This window comes from Agathobaculum sp. TL06 (genome assembly GCF_054658635.1).
The window spans coordinates 1-18482 of record NZ_BAAGGY010000014.1; the positions used below are offsets into that span (position 1 = coordinate 1).

Below are 18482 nucleotides of genomic sequence, written 5' to 3' on the forward strand. Positions count from 1 at the left end.
GCCTCCTTAATAGATCATCAACTGTTGCTATGAAAGTAAAAAAGATTATTGCATGCGTAACTACTCTATCTATCCTATCTCCTTGTGTAATTACAGCATTTGCTGCAAGCGACTCGGACGGGATAAATACCGCTAGGCAAATGGCATTAGAAAACTCAACTATTACATCAGATGCCGTCGAATATACTCCATTCTCCTATGAAGGATTCGAAGTAAGGCTTTATAAAGAACCTCTGCTTGACGCAAATGAAGCGATTGAAAAGTATCCGAATGCTTATAACTATATTTCCGAAAGAGCTCAAGAAATTGGTATAAGTACATCGCCAGATTCTTCAGATTTTCAGGAATATGCAATTAGTTTTGCTCTATACGAGGGTACTGATCGTGGTTTAACAAAAGAAATTCAAGACTTTGCTGGATTCATGGATTTGTATGAGAATATTAGCAAGAATGAAAATATTCTTGCTACAGTTAGTAGCAGAAGTGCTTCTAACGCTGAGCTAGAATCCTTGATGCCAATTTCCGATAGCGGCACAGAGAGTAGTGGAAATATTCCTTCATTAGTAGAACTAGAAGAACTGAAATTGTTGGACCGAATCGAGACCTACGCAAATGGTTATAGTTCGTCAGCGGCAAGGACATATGCGTCTACTTGGTGGGATCAAACTAATAACGACGATTACCCATACTATGCAGAATATAATGGCTATTCGACTACAACAAACGATTATAATGACTTAGAGGATGGTGTTCCAGGGCAGTCTGCTACAAGAAGAGGATGGCAAGATTGTACGAATTTTGTTTCTCAATGTTTAGTCGCTGGTGGTATGGGTACACGTAAGAGCGGAATTCTCTTGCCGCATATGGATAATAAAAATTGGTATTATACCGATTCAAAACCTTCTAACTCTTGGGGAGCTGCCTCCAATTTTTATGAGCACTGGAGAAAGAGAGCTGGTGTGGCTTCTTCCTCGGCCGACCTAACAATTGGTGATGCCGTATCTATGGATTTCGAACAAGACGGAGATATTAACCATACCGCAATTATTGTACAAAATAGAGGAACTGGAGATTCGGGGAAAGAGCTTGCACAACATACTAGCGACAGATTCCGTGAATTAGCAAATGGTGATCCTTATTCGCTTGAATATTGCTATGATCGAGGGTTTTATCTTTACGGATATGAAATGGATAAGGCTCCCATAGAGTAAAAACAAGGGTGGGCTCTTAGGTATCGTCCCAAGAACCCACCCTTTAAATTTTGTCATTTGGTGAGTCCCCATTTACATTATGTGATCGTTATAATATGCAAACAGCTAAAAGGAGTGGTTTCCGATGTTTACAAAAACAATTTTGCGCAAAAAGTTCATTCCAGGTGTAGCAATCTTTTTATGCATGATGATAGTAGCATCTACATCCATCTCTGCACATGCCGCGTCATCAGAAGCGCCTGTACCCTCAACGAGTCAGCTTTCAAATCTACAGAGGATGACATTGATTAGCAATTGCTATTGCATTATCAGTGTACGAGGAGGGAACGCCACTGCCACTGCATATGTAAGCGGCTATATGGATTCAACTACCAGATGTCAGATCATACTTAAAATTCAAGAAAATGACGGGACAGGATGGGAGACGGTCGGCAACTGGTCTCTCTCTGAATATGACGAGATGCTAAGCCTTAGTAGGTCAGTCAATATCACCTCTGGATACGAGTATCGTGCACAGGCAACAGTAACCGTTTGGAGCGGCGCACAGAGCGAGTCTCTGACTATTACAACCGAAGGCGAAGAAGCGTAAAGATAGTTTATTGAAAATAGAATCACTTATATTTAGAAATGGGAGGGCCATATGAAACGCGTAATTTCAGCATGCTTAATTTTATGTCTCGTATTAACGTATCCTGTTCATGCGCTTGCAGCGGAAGCATCCCAAGATTCCACAGATGCAGAAATTGTGAATATTATGCAAGATGTCACAACCTCTATCTCGAATGCAGATTATGATGCATTTATTTCTCTAACTGCCGGAAATTTAAACGAAAGCTTAGAAAACTTATTCTTCGGCCCAGCAAGTACGCAAAATGCAAAAGACAATATTGGATTTTGGAATGTTGAATCTCTAAATCTACTCCAATACAAAGAAATTCCATCAGCAGATGGAACAATCGCCTTTGTTGATTATGGCACATATAGCGATTTTTCTGATTTAGTTACCTATTATGTATCGATGGATCTCGATGCCAAGGAAGACAACCGCGAAATGTTCACGGGAACTAACTTCTTTATCTTCATTTTTGGACGTGACAACAATAATGAATATAAGCTTCTTCAATGGTCTGAGGCAAATATTGATGAGATGCAGAGAAAGGGCATTGCATTTGATGATGGTTCTGAAGAGCAGCAAACTATTATTCAGCACGCTCGTCTTAACGGAACAACTCTGAGTGGCGAAGAGGCCCTGTTGCAGAATTTCGAGACGTATGCATCATACGATCCGAACGATTGCCCTATCCCTTCGACGATTCGTGTTATGATTTCCGAGAGGCAAAATGGCGTCGTCGGAGAGATTGATACAATGGAATTCTACTATTATGTAAAAAATGTCTTGCCAAATGAATGGGTTGCTTCTACTTCGCCATATGAGTCTCTTAAGGCTGGAGCTATGGCAGTAAAAATGTATGGATGGTTTCATTGCTACTATTACAAATATTGGGGCGAGGGATTTGATGTCTACGATGATACCAGAGATCAGCACTATGTAAAAGATTCTGAATACCCAAGAAGCACTGACGCAATCAACGCTGTCGGCGGAGTAGGTATTGTTAACAGCGATGGCTCAATGTTCGAAACACAGTATAATAGAGACTCAACAGGCAGAGGGTCTGGAATGATTGGGCAGAATTACGCAGGTGACTTGGCTGAGTACAGCGGTTATGACTGGTTCGACATTTGTGATTACTTCTATTCTAATTCCGATAAATCGGATGGTGATATTGAGAAGTTTGAATATGATATGAACTCTCAATACGCTTTTTGACAGTAATATAAAAATACATATTCTTACTATTGAGTATGTATTTTTAAATCAACCGAGGAGGGGGCACCAATATGGTTTAGAATATCTAGATGTATATAGTAAGCCTATTAAACGAGAGGAGTATGTATTATGAAAAAGCGCAAATATCTGGCCTATATTGGAACCCTTGCTCTAGCGGTTGTAACCTTATGTACGGTTGCCTTTGCATCTGAAGTCCCTCAAATTGGAGATGAAGTAAAGGCAGCTTCCGATGGTGGGTCATATCTCTATTTTGTTGATGGAATTCAGGTCACAGAGTCCGAATATACTGGCCACACATCACGTAATGATACTGCCACGATTGATGAAACGACGGAAGCGACCGACTCAAGCGAATTTATGTATTTTATTGCCAGTCAAGATGGCATACGTCAAGTTTCTGAGGACGAATATAATTCTACGGTCGGTACTCAACCAACGATTGGAAGTCGAACTACTGGATCTTGGAGCATAAGAAGTAGCCGTCTAGAAGCTGGACAGACAAAACATTATTACCAGGGCAATGGGGACGACTTTGACGTTGCTGAAGATGAGTATATTCTTTTAACTATCGATGTGGAAGATCATGAACGTCATTTCGATGTCGGCTTTGTAGGTACAACTGATTTCTCGGCACCCATCACAATTACTAAAGATCATGGAGGAAAGATTGCTTTCATTGATACACTCGAAGTTCCTGGTACCTATCGAGTATCGATTAAAAACAATGGCGATAAAACAGAATATATATCTGGAGAAATCGAGGTTCTCAAAAGATAAATACCAGAAGCTAGTAGTGTAAAATATGTTAGTTCTCGAGGAATCTAGCCCCTACTAAATAAAATGCGGTGCCCTTTTTAGAGAGGGTACCGCATTTTACATCTTACAATATATTATATATTTTACAGAAGGACAGCTAAGTGTCGCTCCCCCCCACCTTTCAGTTTTAATACCATAATAAAACTGAAAGGAAGTTTTATAATGTATGACCGTAGAAGCGATTACACCCTAAATAAGTATGATCGGAATGCCATTGTTTGCAGGAGCGTTACTGATGTACACATCCGGCTAACACGCGCCGACTTCGCCAATGAGGAAGAATTTCAAAAATGGAAGGAATGGTCCGACCACGACTATCATGCCGCAGAGAAGGCCGGTCGTGGTTTCTACGATCATGTCCTGCCGTTGGATGAGCGGCTGGATGCCGCCGAGCCATCCCTAGAGGAGCTGATGCTTGGAGCCATCGAGCTGGCGGCCAGGGATGCGGATCGCACTATGCTCATGCAAAAGATCAGGAGCTGCCTGAGCACGACACAATTCCGCCGCATGTGGATGCGCTACGCCGAGGGGAAAAGTGTAACTGAGATTGCGGAATTGGAGGGGGTATCGAAGGCCGGAATATCCCTCACGCTTCATACTGCAAGAAAAAAACTCAAAAAGACATTCAAAACTACTTAACAAACAGGCCCATTTTTCGTGCTTAGTGAAGGACATATTTTTTAGTCCCTTCTAGTACAACTGAATAAACAGTATTGCAGGCACAACCCCGCGTGAACAGCGGCATAAGGAGCGCCGCCACGACAGCCAGCTTCAGGAGGTGATGGACAAGCTGGCCGAGCGATCAACGCAGTCCTTAGACCCGGCATGGCATACCGGGCGCGACGACAGCGCGGGGACATAATGAGACTTTCGTAACGACCTCCCACGTCAGAGGGGGAGCCCTGCGGCGCACGTTTCGAGCGACGCTGTGGAGCTATGACAGCCCTGCCAGGGGCGGCCTGCAACATTCCCATCGCCGGGGGTGCGTGGCAAATACGGCGGAAATGTCCCCCAAAAACTAAACGCACTAAACGCAGCCGCGCCGGAGAGCTGCTGCTTTATGCTTATGCAGACACATCCCTTTCCGGCGCAGCTGCTTCTCTATTTGGGAGGTAGATCATGGCATATCCCCTCAAATCTATACGGGGGCGGGACAAACATCCGCCTGCCCCCAAAAGTAAGGAACTTGCTGCGTCCGCCACCTACCATATCCAGGGCCGGACGTTTCTTGTAGAGCCTGTCTTTCAAGAGGAGGGGGCGGAAACGCTCACTTCTCTTCTGCTCAACCTGTTGCGGGCCGAGGCTTGCACTGAATAGTCCGCCGCATCCGTGACAGCGGCAGTCTGCTGTGGTATAACCATTTTGTAAATACTGCTTGTTTGACTGCCGGAAAGGAGGCTTTATGAAACAGTCAAAAAGCAGAATCACCCGAGAGAACACAGCGATTTTATACGAACGTCTCTCCCGTGACGACAATCTTGAAGGCGATAGTTACAGCATACAGAACCAGAAGAAGCTGCTGGCGAAAGTTGCCAAAGAAAAAGGTTATACCCACCTGCTTCACTTCTATGACGACGGCATCTCCGGAGTTACGATGGAACGTCCCGGCTTCCAAGCGATGCTGGCAGAAATCGAGCAGGGCAAGGCTTCCGCCGTGTTTGTGAAGGATCTTTCCCGCCTGGGACGGAATTACATTGAGGTCGGCAAGTTGATGGAGGATTTTTTCCCGGAGCATGACATCCGCTTTGTCTCCGTCTCTGACAACATCGACACGGACGAGGGTGAAAATGAGCTTGCTCCGATCAAAAACTTATTTAACGAATGGTACAGCCGTGACATCAGCAAGAAGCGCCGCATCAGCAATAAAATCAAGGGCAACGCGGGGGAACCGATGGGCCAGCCCCCCTATGGGTACCAGAAAGACCCGGATGATCCCAAGCGTTGGATTATTGACGAGGAAGCTGCCGCTGTGGTCCGTCGCATCTACCGCATGAGCCTGGACGGCTGCGGTGTGGAGCAAATTGCGGACGCGCTCTCTAAGGATGGCATCCTGACGCCGCGCTTTTACTGGCAGCAAAAGGGCATCCACCGGCCCGGCAAGGCTCCCAAATATGACCCTTGCCACTGGAACAGCTCCACCATCACCCGAATCCTGACGCTTCAAGAATATTGCGGGGACGTGCTCAACTTCAAGACCTACTCCAAGTCCTACAAAAATAAGCGGCGGCTGGAGAATGACCGTGAGAACTGGGCCATCTTCCTGGATGTGCATGAGCCAATCATCCAGAGATCCGCGTGGGAGAAGATTCAAGAGAAGCGAGGAAAAATCCGCAAGCGCCGGACCCATGAGGGTGAGAAAAATATGTTTTCCGGCCTGCTGGTCTGCGCCGACTGCGGAAGCAATCTGCATTTCCACTTCAACCAGGGAAATCCAGAAATCACCTACTTCAACTGCTCCAACTACAAGGGCAACCGTGGAACCTGCACCTCAACCCACTACATCCGGGCTGACTTTCTGGAACAGGTCATTCTGGCGGAAATCCGGCGCTTGACGAAGTTCGTCAGTCACTATGAAAAAGAGTTCGCCAAGCTGATGATGGGCTTCTCTCAGAAAGCCGCTGCGGACGAGGTGCGCACCACACTCCGGGAGCTGGACGCCACCATCTACCGTGACAAGGAGCTGGACAGCCTGTTTGAACGTCTCTATGAGGACAATGTAGCGGGCAAGATCACCGACGAGAGGTTTGCTCGGATGTCGTCCAAGTATGAGGCGGAGCAAAAGGAGCTGCGGGATAAAATAAAAGCCTTGCAGGACGCTGTGGAGCGTACCAAAAGCAAGACCGTCACGGCGGATATGTTCATCTCCGCCGTCCGCAAATATACGCGGGCCAGGAAGCTGACCCCGAGGATGCTCAATGAGCTGATTGAAAAAATCGAGGTTCATCAGGCGGAAAAGGTGGACGGCGTGTGGCAGCAGAAGCTCTCCATTCACTATCACTGTGTCGGCGTCGTCTCCATCCCGCAGGCCCTGCCGCTCCCCATGCCGGACATCACCATGAACACACGCAAGGGCGTCTATGTCAGCTACGTCCCTGCCGAGAAAGCGGGGTGAGCACATGGCAACACCAAAGCGTGTCTGGCTTTACGGACGGATCGACCGGGGCGGCACAAGCCAAGTGCTGGACTGCCAGATGGAGTATCTGCGCTGCTGGGCCAAAGAGCAGGGATGGGTGATTACCGGCGAAACCCGCGAAATCCGAAGCGGTGTTTTCCCGGACCGCCCCGGACTGCGGGAGGTCACACAGGCCGCCGCAGAAGGACGGATGGATACTGTGGTCGTAAAGAGTATGACCCGGCTATGCCGCAGCAGCCCGGACGCTTATATGTATATGAAGCGTCTGCAAGAGCTCGGTGTCGGCGTGGTCTCCATAAAGGATCAAGTCATGCTGACCGCATCCACCATTTGCTTGCAGCAATAAAAAAGCGAATGGTGATACAGCATTTTCAAATACTGTATCACCATTCGCATTGGTCCGAGTGACAGGATTCGAACCTGCGGCATCCTGCTCCCAAAGCAGGCGCGCTACCAGCTGCGCTACACCCGGATAATGAAATTTTGTTATGCTAAGATGTTCTGATAAAAAGTATACCAAATACCGGTCTTCCCTGTCAAGAGCTTTCGCTTTGCGCAAAAACGCGCTTCTTCCCTCTCCTATCCTCGATTTTGCGGCAATCCATCCCCCTTTCCCACCCTGATCCAGAGGTCCGGTATTTCCAATTTTTTGCGCGGTATCGGTTTCGCAGTTGACTTTTCTCTGCAATTGGTCTATGATTCAATTGTATGTATGTATAAAATATTCATCGAGGGAGGATGTAAATTGAGCAGATTATCCATCGAGACGCCTGGCCGCGCGCAGACAGTTGTCGAAAGCCTGTACCGCGATGTTGAGCGTCGTCTGAGCGCAAGCCCCCCGGGCCTCTGTCCGGTCGATATGGCGCTCTCGTTCCTTCGCCTGTGCCATGCGCAGACCTGCGGCAAATGCGTTCCGTGCCGCATTGGGCTCGGCCAGCTCACCTCGCTTCTCGAAAGTGTGCTTGACTCCACCGCCACAGTCGAAACCATTGACCTGATCGAAAAAACCGCCCGCGTTATCCAGGATACCGCAGACTGTGCGATCGGTTACGAAGCCGCGCGCATGGTTTTGCAGGGCGTGCAGGGCTTCCGCGAGGACTATCTTTCGCATGTGGAGCATGGCCGCTGCCTGTTCGGCCTGAACCAGCCGGTCCCCTGTGTGGCGCTCTGCCCTGCGGGCGTGGATATCCCCGGCTACATCGCCCTGGTCCGCGCGCACCGGTATGACGACGCGGTGCGCCTGATTCGCAAGGACAACCCGTTCCCCACGGTCTGCGGCTATGTCTGCGAGCATCCCTGCGAGGCGCGCTGCCGCCGCCGCATGGTGGACGACGCGGTCAATATTTGCGGTATCAAACGCTTTGCCTGCGACCACGCGACCGGCAAAACGCCGCCCCCCTGCGCTCCGTCCACCGGCAAGCGCATCGCCGTGATCGGCGGCGGCCCAGGCGGGCTTTCCGCCGCCTATTTCCTTTCCCTGATGGGGCATCAGGTGGTGGTATACGACCAGCGGCCGCAGCTCGGCGGCATGCTGCGCTACGGCATCCCCGACTACCGCCTGCCGCAGGAGAAGCTGGACGCGGACATCTCCTTTATCCTCTCCACCGGCATCGAGGTACATACGGATACCGCCATCGGCCGCGACATCGCGTTCTCCGATATTGAGGAACAGTTCGACGCGGTATATATCGCCATCGGCGCGCATAACGACAAAAAGCTTGGTATCGAGGGGGAGGACAGCCATGGCGTATACGCCGCCGTCCAGCTCCTGCGTGATATCGGCGAGGGCCGCGCGCCGGATTTCAAGGGCAAGCGCGTCTGCGTGATCGGCGGCGGCAACGTCTCGATGGATGCCACCCGCACCGCCATCCGGCTGGGCGCGGAATCCGTCACCTGTGTTTACCGCCGCCGCGTCGCCGATATGACCGCGCTCGCGGAGGAGATCGAGGACGCGCAGGGCGAGGGCTGCCAGATTCTTCCCCTGCAGGCGCCCGATCACATCGAAGCGGATGAAAACGGCCATGTTACCGCGCTTTGGACCCGTCCGCAGATCATCAGCGAGTATGGCTCGGATGGGCGTCCGCGCCCGAAAAACGCGCGGGAACCGCTGTTCCGCATCCCCTGCGATATCGTTATCGTCGCCATCGGCCAGGCGATTGACGCAAAGCCGTTCGAGCAGGTCACCCCTGTTGTCCGCGGCAAGATCCAGGCGGAGTCCGATGCTTTCGTACCCAACACGCCCCATGTGTTTGCGGGCGGCGACGCGGTCACCGGTCCCGCGACCGTTATCCGCGCGGTTGCGGCCGGCAAGGTCGCGGCCGCCAATATCGACCAGCACCTCGGATACCACCATGTCATCACGGTCGATGTGGACATCCCGCCCGCCCATTTGACCAACTCCCCCGCCTGCGGCCGCGTGGAATTGAAGAACCGCCCGCTCGCGGAGTGCATCGATAATTTTGAACTTGTCAAATGCGGCATGACCGAAGAGGAAGCCCAGCAGGAGACCTCGCGCTGCCTGCGCTGCGACCATTTCGGCTATGGCATCTTCAAAGGAGGGCGGACGTCCAAATGGTAAACCTTACGATCAATGATATTCCGGTTTCGGTTCCCGCCGGAACGACAATCCTGGACGCCGCGGCCAGCGTCGATATCGAAATCCCCAGCCTGTGCTATCTCAAAGACCTGAACGAGATCTCCGCCTGCCGCGTCTGCTGCGTCGAGGTCGAGGGCGAGGGCAAGCTCGTCCCCTCCTGCAACAACGTGGTGCGCGATGGTATGGTCATCCATACCAACTCGCCGCGGGTCCGCCAGGCGCGCCGCACCAACGTCGAACTGATTCTGTCTCAGCACGACAATAAATGCGCGACCTGCGTGCGTTCCGGTACCTGCCAGCTGCAGAAGGTTGCGACCGACCTGGGCGTTCTGAACATCCCCTACCCCGCTGATCTTGCGCGCGGGAAAAAGCTGGGATGGACCACCACGTTTCCCCTGTTCCGCGATGTCAACAAGTGCATCAAATGTATGCGCTGCGTGCAGGTCTGCGACAAGGTGCAGTCGCTTTCCGTCTGGGATGTCAGCGGCTCGGGCGCCCGCACGACCATTGACGTCTCCGGCAACCGTTTCATCAAGGAAGCGGACTGCTCGCTGTGCGGCCAGTGCATCACCCACTGCCCGACCGGCGCGCTGCGCGAACGGGACGACACCGCCAAGGCATTTTCCGCGCTCGCCAATCCGGACCAGGTCACAGTCGTCCAGATTGCGCCCGCTGTCCGCGCGGCCTGGGGCGAGGCGTTCGGCATGGACACCGGCACGGCGACCATCGGCCAGTTGGTTACCGCCCTGCGCAAAATGGGCGCGGAATACGTCTATGACACAACGTTCTCCGCTGATCTGACCATCATGGAGGAGGGTACCGAGCTGCTGCACCGCCTGCGGGACGGCGACCTTTCCGACATGCCGATGTTCACCTCCTGCTGCCCCGGCTGGGTGCGGTTCCTCAAGTCCCAATACCCCGAGCTGACCGGACGCCTGTCCACGGCAAAATCCCCGCAGCAGATGTTCGGCGCGGTCAGCAAAACCTGGCTGGCAAAACGCCTCGGCCTCGCGCCGGAAAAGATCTTCAGCGTTTCCATCATGCCCTGCGTGGCGAAAAAAGCGGAGTGCGAGCTGCCTGGCATGCAGTCCACCGCCGCCGGTCCGGACGTCGACCTGGTGCTGACCACGCGCGAGTTTGCGCGCATGGTGCGCGCCGAGCATATCGACGTACCCGTGCTCGCCGAATCCCCGTTTGATTCGCCGCTGGGCGATGGTACCGGCGCCGGCGTGATCTTTGGCGCAACGGGCGGCGTGATGGAGGCTGCCCTGCGTTCCGCCTATTTCCTTGCCACCGGCGAGAATCCGCCGGCCGACGCGTTCCACGATGTGCGCGGCAATATTACCCGCGGCGGCTGGCGCGAAGCGACCTTTGACCTCGCCGGCACCCCGCTGCGCTGCGCGGTCGCGAGCGGTCTGGCCAACGCGCGCCACCTGCTGCACGCGCTCAAGCGCGGCGAGGTGAAGTATGAATTTGTTGAGATCATGGCCTGCCCGGGCGGCTGCGCGGGCGGCGGCGGCCAACCGATCGACGGAACCGACCGCGAAAAGGCGGTCTGGCGCGGAAATGTGCTGTACGACCTCGACCGGCACGCTGACCTGCGTTTCTCACATGAAAACCCCGCGGTGCAGGCTTTGTATCAGGAAGAATTAGGCGAACCCTGTTCGGAAAAGGCCGAACACCTGCTCCACTGCAACCATTTTGCCTGGCAGATGCCGCAAAACCGATAAAAAAAGAATGCGCGCCGCTAAAAAGCGGCGCGCATTCTTTTTTATTTATTCCCGACTGCCCATAAGCGTGACCATGACCGCCTTTTGCGCGTGCAGACGGTTTTCCGCCTCTTCAAAGATCTCGTCCGCATGCTCCTCAAACACCTTGGTCGTGATCTCCTGCTCGCGGTAGGCGGGCAGGCAGTGCTGCACCATGCAGCCCGGCTTGGCGGCGGCGAGCAGCTCGTCGTTCACCTGATAGCCCTGGAACGCCTGCATGCGCACTTCCTTTTCGGCCTCCATGCCCATGGAGGCCCAGGTGTCCGTGATAACCACATCCGCGTTCTCCGCGGCTTTCATCGGGTCGTCCGTGATGGAGAAATCCGGATTGGCGCCGGCAAACGCCATAACCTCCGGATGGGGACGGTAGCCCTCGGGCGTGGCGACCGATACCTTCATGCCGGTCTTGAGGCCGCCGACGATCAGGGAGTTGGCCATGTTGTTGCCATCGCCGATGTAGCACATCTTCAGCCCTTCGAGCACCGCGAACTTCTCGCGAATGGTCATCAGGTCGGCCAACACCTGGCAGGGATGGCAGAAATCGGTCAAACCGTTGATGATCGGGATGGTGCCGTAGCCCGCAAGGTCCTCGACCTCTTTTTGTTCATAGGTGCGGATCATGATGCCGTCCAGATAACGGGACAGCACGCGCGCTGTATCCTGCACCGGCTCGCCGCGGCCGATTTGCAGGTCGCGGTTGGACAGGAACAGCGCCTGGCCGCCGAGCTGATACATACCGGTCTCGAATGAGACGCGGGTGCGGGTGGAGGACTTCTGGAAGATCATGCCCAGGCTTTTGCCCTCCAGATGGCGGTGGGAGATATTGTGCTTCTTTTCATATTTAAGCTGGTCGGCCAGGTCGAGCAGACCGATGATCTCCTCGGTCGAGCAGTCGAGCAGCTTGAGCAAATGCTTCAATTAAAACACCTCTTTCATAATGGTCAGCGCCTCATCCATTTCTTCCTTGGATATGGTCAGCGGCGGCAGCAGGCGCACCGCGTTTTTGCCCGCCGTGATCGCAAGCACGCCTTTTTCAATCAGTTTATTGGCAAAGGCCGTGTGCCTACCCTCGTCCACAATGATGCCCAGCATCAGCCCCATGCCGCGCACGCCATGGATGCTGGGGGAGCCGATGGACAGGATGCCGTTTTTCAGGTACTCGCCCTTTTCCCTGACCGCAGCGAGGAACTGCCCCTCCCCCACGGTATCGAGAACCGCGTTCACCGCGGCGCACACGATGGGCGTACCGCCGAAGGTCGTCGCATGCGTACCGGGGGTCAGCACACCCGCGCAGCTTTCCGCGGCCAGCACTGCGCCGACCGGCATGCCGCCGCCCAGCCCCTTGGCCATCGTGACGACATCCGGACGGATGCCGTACTGCTGGAAGCAGAACAGGCTGCCCGTGCGGCCGACGCCGGTCTGCACCTCGTCGATGATGAGCAGCAGGTCCTTTTCGCGGCAGAGCGCCTCGACCTGCTTTACAAATGCCGGTTCGAGCGGCAGCACGCCGCCCTCGCCCTGCACCAGCTCGAGCATGACCGCGCACGCCATATCGTCCGCTTTGCGGCGGACCGAATCAAAGTCGTTTGCCTCCGCGTAATCAAAGCCCTCGGTAAACGGGAAAAAATAATTATGGAAACGGTCCTGGCCGGTGGCCTTGAGCGTGGTCACCGTGCGGCCATGAAAGGAATTGACGAGCGTGACGATCTTGTAGCGCCCCTCGCCGTACTTGTCGAACGAATATTTGCGCGCCAGCTTGATCGCGCCCTCGTTCGCCTCCGCGCCCGAATTGGCAAAAAACACCTTGCCGTTCAGATGCGTTTTCTCCACCAGTTTTTTCGCCGCCCATACCATAGGCTCGGTCGTGAACAGGTTGGAAACATGCATCAGCTTGTGCGCCTGCGCGGTGATCGCGTCAATGATGGTCTGGTTGTTGTAGCCCATGCAGTTGACGCCGATGCCCGAGGCCAGGTCGATATACTTCCTGCCCTCGACGTCCCATACCGTCGCGCCCTCACCGCGGTCGAGCGCGATCGGGAAACGGCCGTAGGTGTTCATCACATATTTGCTTTCCTCGGCCTTGAGTTCTTGGTAGGTCATTTTCCTCGCTTCTTTCTCACTGGAACATCGTACCGACGCCCACTTTGGATAATAATTCGATCAGGATGGAGTGCTTGACGCGCCCGTCCTGGATATTGGCCGCTTCCACGCCCTTGCGCACCGCCTCGACGCAGCAGTCCACCTTGGGGATCATGCCGCCCTTGATAACGCCGTCGCGCATGAGCTTGGGTACCTCGGAAACCTTGAGGAAGCGCAGCAGCGTCGATTCGTCCTCCGGATCGAGCATCAGCCCACGCACGTCGGTCAACAGGATGAGCTTTTTCGCGCCCAGCGCGACCGCCAGCTTGCAGGCCGCGGTATCCGCGTTGATGTTGTAATTGGTTTCGTCGTCGATTCCCTGCGCGACGGTCGAGACGACCGGAATATAGCCCTTTTCCAGCATATCGATCACCGGCGCCGGATTGACCTCGACGATGTCGCCTACATAGCCGTAATCCGTACCGGTGCGGTCGGTCAGGCGCTTTGCCTGGAACATGCCGCCGTCCATGCCGCCCAGGCCGACGCCGCGGCCGCCCGCTTTTTCCAGCAGCGTCACCAGATCCTTGTTGACCTTGCCGCACAGCACCATCTGCACGATATCCATGGTCTCGCGGTCGGTGTAGCGCAGGCCGTTAACAAAGCGGGACTCCTTGCCGATCTTTTTCAGCATATCCGAGATCTCCGGCCCGCCGCCGTGTACCACGACCACCTTGACGCCGACCAGGTTGAGCAGCACCAAGTCATGAATGACCGCGTCTTTCAGCTCCTCATTAATCATGGCGTTGCCGCCGTATTTGACGACAACCGTCTGCCCGTAATATTTTTGAATAAACGGCAGCGCTTCAACCAGTATTTTGGCCCGCAGCTCTGCATCCAGTTGTGTATCCATCTTGTCTCGTTCCTCTTCGTTTATTAATCAGGTCCGGTAATCGCCGTTGATCTTTACATAATCATAGGTCAGGTCGCAGCCCCACGCGGTCGCGCAGTCCGTCCCCTCGCCCACGTCCACCTGAATGGTAATCTCGCTTTCCGAGAGCACCTGCTTGGCGAGCGCCTCGTCAAAATCGAGCGCCGCGCCCTTTTCGCACACAGCCACGCAGCCCGCCGCGGACTCGAACGCCACGGACACATATTCCGGCCGGAACGGCGCCTTGGAGTAGCCCATCGCGCACAACACGCGGCCCCAGTTGGCGTCCGCGCCGAACATCGCCGCCTTGACCAGGTTGGAACCCACGACCGCCTTGGCCAGCCGCTCGGCCGCCTCCTCGGAGCGGGAATTTTTGACCGTGCAGGTCACGAGCTTGGTCGCGCCCTCGCCGTCCGCCGCGATCTGGCGCGCCAGACGGGTGTTGACCTCGTTCAGCGCCTTGCAGAACGCCTGGTACTCCTCGTCCTGCCACTCGATCAGCTCGTTGCCCGCCTGTCCGTTGGCCAGCACCACGCACATGTCGTTGGTGGAGGTGTCCCCGTCCACCGTGACGCGGTTATAGGTCTTGCGCACGTTCTCCTGCAGCGCCTCGGCCAGCATTTCGTGTGTGATCGCGCAGTCGGTCGTCAGGAAAGACAGCATGGTCCCCATATTGGGGTGGATCATGCCGCTGCCCTTGCAGATACCGCCGATGCGGCAGGTCCTGCCGCCGATGGTGAACTCGACCGCCGCGGTCTTGGTTTTGGTATCGGTCGTCATGATGGCGCGGTTGGCCTTTTCCGAGCCGTTTCCGTCCAGCACAATTTCGGGCAGGTGCTGCTCGATGCACTCGACCGGCAGGCGCTGGCCGATCACGCCGGTCGAGGCGACGACCACGTCGTCCTCATCCACGCCGAGCACCTTCGCCGCGGCCTTGGCCATGCGGCGGGCGTTTTCCATCCCGTCCGGCGCGCAGGCGTTGGCGTTGCCCGCGTTGGCGACGATCGCGCGCGCCACGCCGTTTTCCAAATGCTCCATCGTCACATACAGGGGCGCGGCCTTGACGCGGTTCATCGTATAGGTCGCCGCGGCCGTACACTCGCACGCGCTGAAGATAATCGCGGTATCGTCGTCCGCGCGGCTGTCCTTGATGCCGCTGCGGATGCTGCCCGCAGTAAAGCCCTTTGCGGCGCACACGCCGCCGTCAATAATTTTCATAGCTGCATTTCTCCTTACCGCCCGAAGCGGCGCGAAATAGATAGGATACGCTGTTTTTATTATACCGTCAATCCCGTGGCTTCGTCCAGCCCCAGCATGATATTCATGTTCTGCACCGCCGCGCCCGACGCGCCCTTGCCGAGATTGTCGAACAGGGCGGTCACGATCGCCTGCCGCGCGTGGCCGCATACGATTAGCCGCAGGCTGTCCTTTCCCGCGAGCGTATTGGCGTATATGACCGGCTCTTCCCCGCCGAACGGCGCGACCGTGACCAGCCGCTGCCCCTCGTAGTGCGCTTCCAGCGCTTCCTGCACGCGGCGGGCGTCCACGCAGGGCAACATGACCGTCGTCGCCATACCCTTGTAAAAATCGCCCACAACCGGCACAAATACTGGCGGCTGGGTCAGGCCGCAGACATATTCCATTTCCGGCAGATGCTTATGCTGCAGGTTCAGGCCGTAAATCCGCTCGGAGGCATGCCGCGGGTCGCGGTTTTCATCCTCGTATTCTGCGATCATTTTCTTCCCGCCGCCCGAGTAGCCGGTCAGCGACGAGCAGGTGAACGCAAAATCCGCGGGTACCACCTCCCGCGCGACCAGCGGGTACACCGAGGAGATAAACCCGCTCGCGTGGCAGCCCGGATTCGCCACCCGTTTGGAGGCCGCGACCGCAGCCCTGTGCACCTTGGACAGCTCGGCAAAGCCGTAATCCCAGTCCGACTCGGTACGGTGCGCAGTCGAAGCATCGATCACGCGGGTCGTTTCGTTCTCGATCAGGCTGACCGCTTCCCGCGCCGCCGCGTCCGGCAGGCAGAGGAACACGATGTCGGCCGCGTTGAGGAACCTGCGGCGCTCCTCGGTGTCCTTGCGTTTGTCCTCGTCGATCAGCAGCAGTTCGAGGTCGTCCCGACCGCCCAGCCGTTCATAGATCTGCAGGCCGGTGGTACCCTCCCTGCCGTCGATATAAACCTTTGGTTTCATCCGTCTTTCCCCGTTTTCATTCCGCCTGCGCCTCGCGCTCCGCGGCTTCGATCTCCTCGTACGCTTCCACAGGCCCCTTATTGCCGTATACGATGGCGAATACGCCAGGCACATATTTATCAAACATGTTGAAGCCCACATAGGTCATGCGCCGGACTATCTCGTCCGCCAGCGGCTCGTTTTCCTCAAAGCAGCCCGCCACCCGATAGCAAAGCTCCCCGTCGTTCGGGTCCATCTCAAAATTGCCCAGCAGCAGCCCCCAGTTCGCCCGATTCAGGTACAGAGCGACCGCGTCCCGCTTGGCTTCCGGAATATTCATCGGCAGGATCGTGGTAAACAGCGCGGTCGTTTCGTTGACAATGCGAGCGTTGAACGCCACATCTTGCGAAACCTTGGTGTTCATTTTGAAGCGGATGCGCTGCTCCTCCTCGTCGGTGGCGAAGTTCAGTTCCTCTTCTTCATATACCTGTGCGATATCCTCAATATACATACAAAATCCTCATCTGTTTAGGTTTCGTCTTCCACATCGGCGATAAACTTTTCGATCTTGTCAATCTGGCGGGTAACCTCCTGCGGCGCCGGACCGCCGATCACCTTGCGTTCGGCCACGCAGGTGCGCAGATCGAGCGCGTCGTAGACGTCGTCCCCAAATTTATTGGAGATCGCGGCAAAATCGCGCATGGTCATGGTTTCCAGCGTTTCATCCGCCTTGATGCACTGGTTGACCAGCCGGCCGACCGTTTTATACGCATCGCGGAAAGGCATGCCCTTCTTGGTCAGGTAGTCCGCGCAGTCGGTTGCGTTGATGAAGCCCGCGGAAGCCGCCTTGCGCATGTTGTCGCGGCGCAGCGTCATGGTGGAGAACATGGGGGTGAACACCTCCAGGCACTGCTTTACCGTGTCGATCGCGCCGAACACAGCCTCCTTGTCCTCCTGCATATCCTTATTGTATGCCAGCGGCAGGCCCTTGAGCACGGTCAGCATGGTGGTCAGGCTGCCGTACACACGGCCGGTCTTGCCGCGGATCAGCTCGCACACGTCCGGATTCTTTTTCTGCGGCATGATGGACGAGCCGGTGGAATACGCGTCGTCCAGCTCGACGAACTTGAACTCCCACGAACACCAGGAGATGATCTCTTCGGACAGGCGGGACAGGTGCATCATCAGAATGGACAGCGCGGAGAGCAGCTCCACGCAGTAATCGCGGTCGGATACGCCGTCGAGCGAGTTATCGGTCAGCCGCTCGAAGCCGAGCTGCTGCCGGACGAACTCGCGGTCGATCGGATAGGTGGTGGACGCCAGCGCGCCCGAGCCGAGCGGCATTTCATCCATGCGCTCGTAGCAGTCCTGCAGGCGGGTAATATCGCGCTTCAGCATGTTGGCATAGGCCATCATGTAGTGCGCGAACGTGGTCGGCTGCGCGCGCTGCAGGTGCGTGTAGCCCGGCATGACCGCGTCCAGATTCTCGCGGCTCTTTTTGGCGAGCGCTTTCATGAACGTACAGATCATGGTGATGATCTCGCGGATTTCGCTCTTGACGTACAGGCGCATATCGAGCGCGACCTGGTCGTTGCGCGAACGGCCGGTATGCAGCCGCTTGCCGGTGTCGCCGATGCGCTCGGTCAAAAGCTGCTCGACATTCATGTGGATATCCTCATAATCGAGGGAAAACTCCACATTCCCCTCCTCGATATCCTTGAGGATGCCCTTCAGCCCTTCGACGATCTTTTCCGCCTCGTGCGGCTCGATGATGCCCTGCCTGCCCAGCATGGTCGCATGCGCGATCGAGCCGGTGATGTCTTCCTTATATAAACGGCAGTCAAACAGGATGGACGAGTTGAAGTCGTTTACCACCAGATCGGTTTCCTTTTGAAACCGTCCTGCCCATAATTTTGCCATATCG

Annotated in this window: 16 protein-coding genes and 1 tRNA gene; 9 read left to right on the forward strand and 8 right to left on the reverse strand. The window is 55.2% G+C overall.

Annotation, left to right across the window (positions count from 1 at the left end; genetic code table 11):
- The 7 genes from ACYQ3S_RS09590 to ACYQ3S_RS09620 all read left to right on the forward strand — a co-directional run.
- Positions 1–1211: amidase domain-containing protein (locus ACYQ3S_RS09590; protein ID WP_459688755.1), on the forward strand; the 1211-nt coding region annotated here is incomplete at its 5' end.
- A gap of 124 nt (positions 1212–1335) precedes the next feature.
- Complete coding sequence (locus ACYQ3S_RS09595; RefSeq protein ID WP_459688756.1) at positions 1336–1800, forward strand: hypothetical protein; 465 nt, start codon at positions 1336–1338, stop codon at positions 1798–1800.
- A 51-nt stretch (positions 1801–1851) separates the two neighbouring features.
- Positions 1852–3039, forward strand: a complete 1188-nt coding sequence (locus ACYQ3S_RS09600; RefSeq protein ID WP_459688757.1) for a SpoIID/LytB domain-containing protein — start codon at positions 1852–1854, stop codon at positions 3037–3039.
- 129 nt (positions 3040–3168) lie between these two features.
- Positions 3169–3837: a hypothetical protein gene (locus ACYQ3S_RS09605; protein ID WP_459688758.1), complete on the forward strand. Its 669-nt coding sequence runs from the start codon at positions 3169–3171 to the stop codon at positions 3835–3837.
- A gap of 201 nt (positions 3838–4038) precedes the next feature.
- Entirely contained in the window at positions 4039–4515 is a 477-nt protein-coding gene (locus ACYQ3S_RS09610; RefSeq protein WP_459688759.1) for a sigma factor-like helix-turn-helix DNA-binding protein, read from the forward strand.
- A gap of 763 nt (positions 4516–5278) precedes the next feature.
- Positions 5279–6988, forward strand: coding sequence for a recombinase family protein (locus tag ACYQ3S_RS09615; protein WP_459688761.1), 1710 nt, complete (start codon positions 5279–5281; stop codon positions 6986–6988).
- A 4-nt stretch (positions 6989–6992) separates the two neighbouring features.
- Positions 6993–7355 carry a recombinase family protein gene (locus ACYQ3S_RS09620; RefSeq protein ID WP_459688762.1) on the forward strand — a complete coding sequence of 121 codons (363 nt, stop codon included), beginning with the start codon at positions 6993–6995 and terminating at the stop codon, positions 7353–7355.
- Positions 7356–7405: 50 nt separating this feature from the next.
- Here the strand turns inward: ACYQ3S_RS09620 and ACYQ3S_RS09625 are convergent.
- Positions 7406–7481, reverse strand: a tRNA-Pro gene (locus ACYQ3S_RS09625).
- 273 nt (positions 7482–7754) lie between these two features.
- Between ACYQ3S_RS09625 and ACYQ3S_RS09630 the strand changes: the two genes are divergently transcribed.
- Together ACYQ3S_RS09630 and ACYQ3S_RS09635 are read left to right on the forward strand one after the other, a co-directional pair.
- On the forward strand, positions 7755–9587 hold the full coding sequence (locus ACYQ3S_RS09630; RefSeq protein ID WP_459688764.1) for an NAD(P)-binding protein: 1833 nt from the start codon (positions 7755–7757) through the stop codon (positions 9585–9587).
- A complete protein-coding gene (locus ACYQ3S_RS09635) occupies positions 9581–11335 on the forward strand; it encodes a [FeFe] hydrogenase, group A (RefSeq protein ID WP_459688765.1) in 1755 nt (584 codons plus the stop codon). Before ACYQ3S_RS09630 ends, ACYQ3S_RS09635 begins: the two co-directional genes overlap by 7 nt.
- Positions 11336–11380: 45 nt before the next feature.
- Here ACYQ3S_RS09635 and argF read toward each other — a convergent pair whose 3' ends face one another.
- From argF to argH, 7 genes are read right to left on the reverse strand one after another with little or no spacing between them, the layout of a single operon-like run.
- Positions 11381–12292, reverse strand: coding sequence for an ornithine carbamoyltransferase (gene argF, locus ACYQ3S_RS09640; protein ID WP_054326873.1), 912 nt, complete (start codon positions 12290–12292; stop codon positions 11381–11383).
- Positions 12293–13474, reverse strand: coding sequence for an aspartate aminotransferase family protein (locus ACYQ3S_RS09645; RefSeq protein WP_459688767.1), 1182 nt, complete (start codon positions 13472–13474; stop codon positions 12293–12295).
- A gap of 16 nt (positions 13475–13490) precedes the next feature.
- Positions 13491–14363 carry an acetylglutamate kinase gene (gene argB / locus ACYQ3S_RS09650; protein WP_054326871.1) on the reverse strand — a complete coding sequence of 291 codons (873 nt, stop codon included), beginning with the start codon at positions 14361–14363 and terminating at the stop codon, positions 13491–13493.
- A gap of 27 nt (positions 14364–14390) precedes the next feature.
- Positions 14391–15599 (reverse strand): bifunctional glutamate N-acetyltransferase/amino-acid acetyltransferase ArgJ, encoded by a 1209-nt coding sequence (argJ, locus tag ACYQ3S_RS09655; RefSeq protein WP_459688769.1) that lies wholly within the window; start codon positions 15597–15599, stop codon positions 14391–14393.
- A 59-nt stretch (positions 15600–15658) separates the two neighbouring features.
- A complete protein-coding gene (gene argC, locus ACYQ3S_RS09660) occupies positions 15659–16579 on the reverse strand; it encodes an N-acetyl-gamma-glutamyl-phosphate reductase (protein WP_459688771.1) in 921 nt (306 codons plus the stop codon).
- A gap of 16 nt (positions 16580–16595) precedes the next feature.
- Positions 16596–17069 (reverse strand): YbjN domain-containing protein, encoded by a 474-nt coding sequence (locus ACYQ3S_RS09665; RefSeq protein ID WP_459688773.1) that lies wholly within the window; start codon positions 17067–17069, stop codon positions 16596–16598.
- Positions 17070–17086: 17 nt separating this feature from the next.
- Entirely contained in the window at positions 17087–18478 is a 1392-nt protein-coding gene (gene argH, locus ACYQ3S_RS09670; RefSeq protein ID WP_459688775.1) for an argininosuccinate lyase, read from the reverse strand.
- Positions 18479–18482 lie beyond the last annotated feature (4 nt).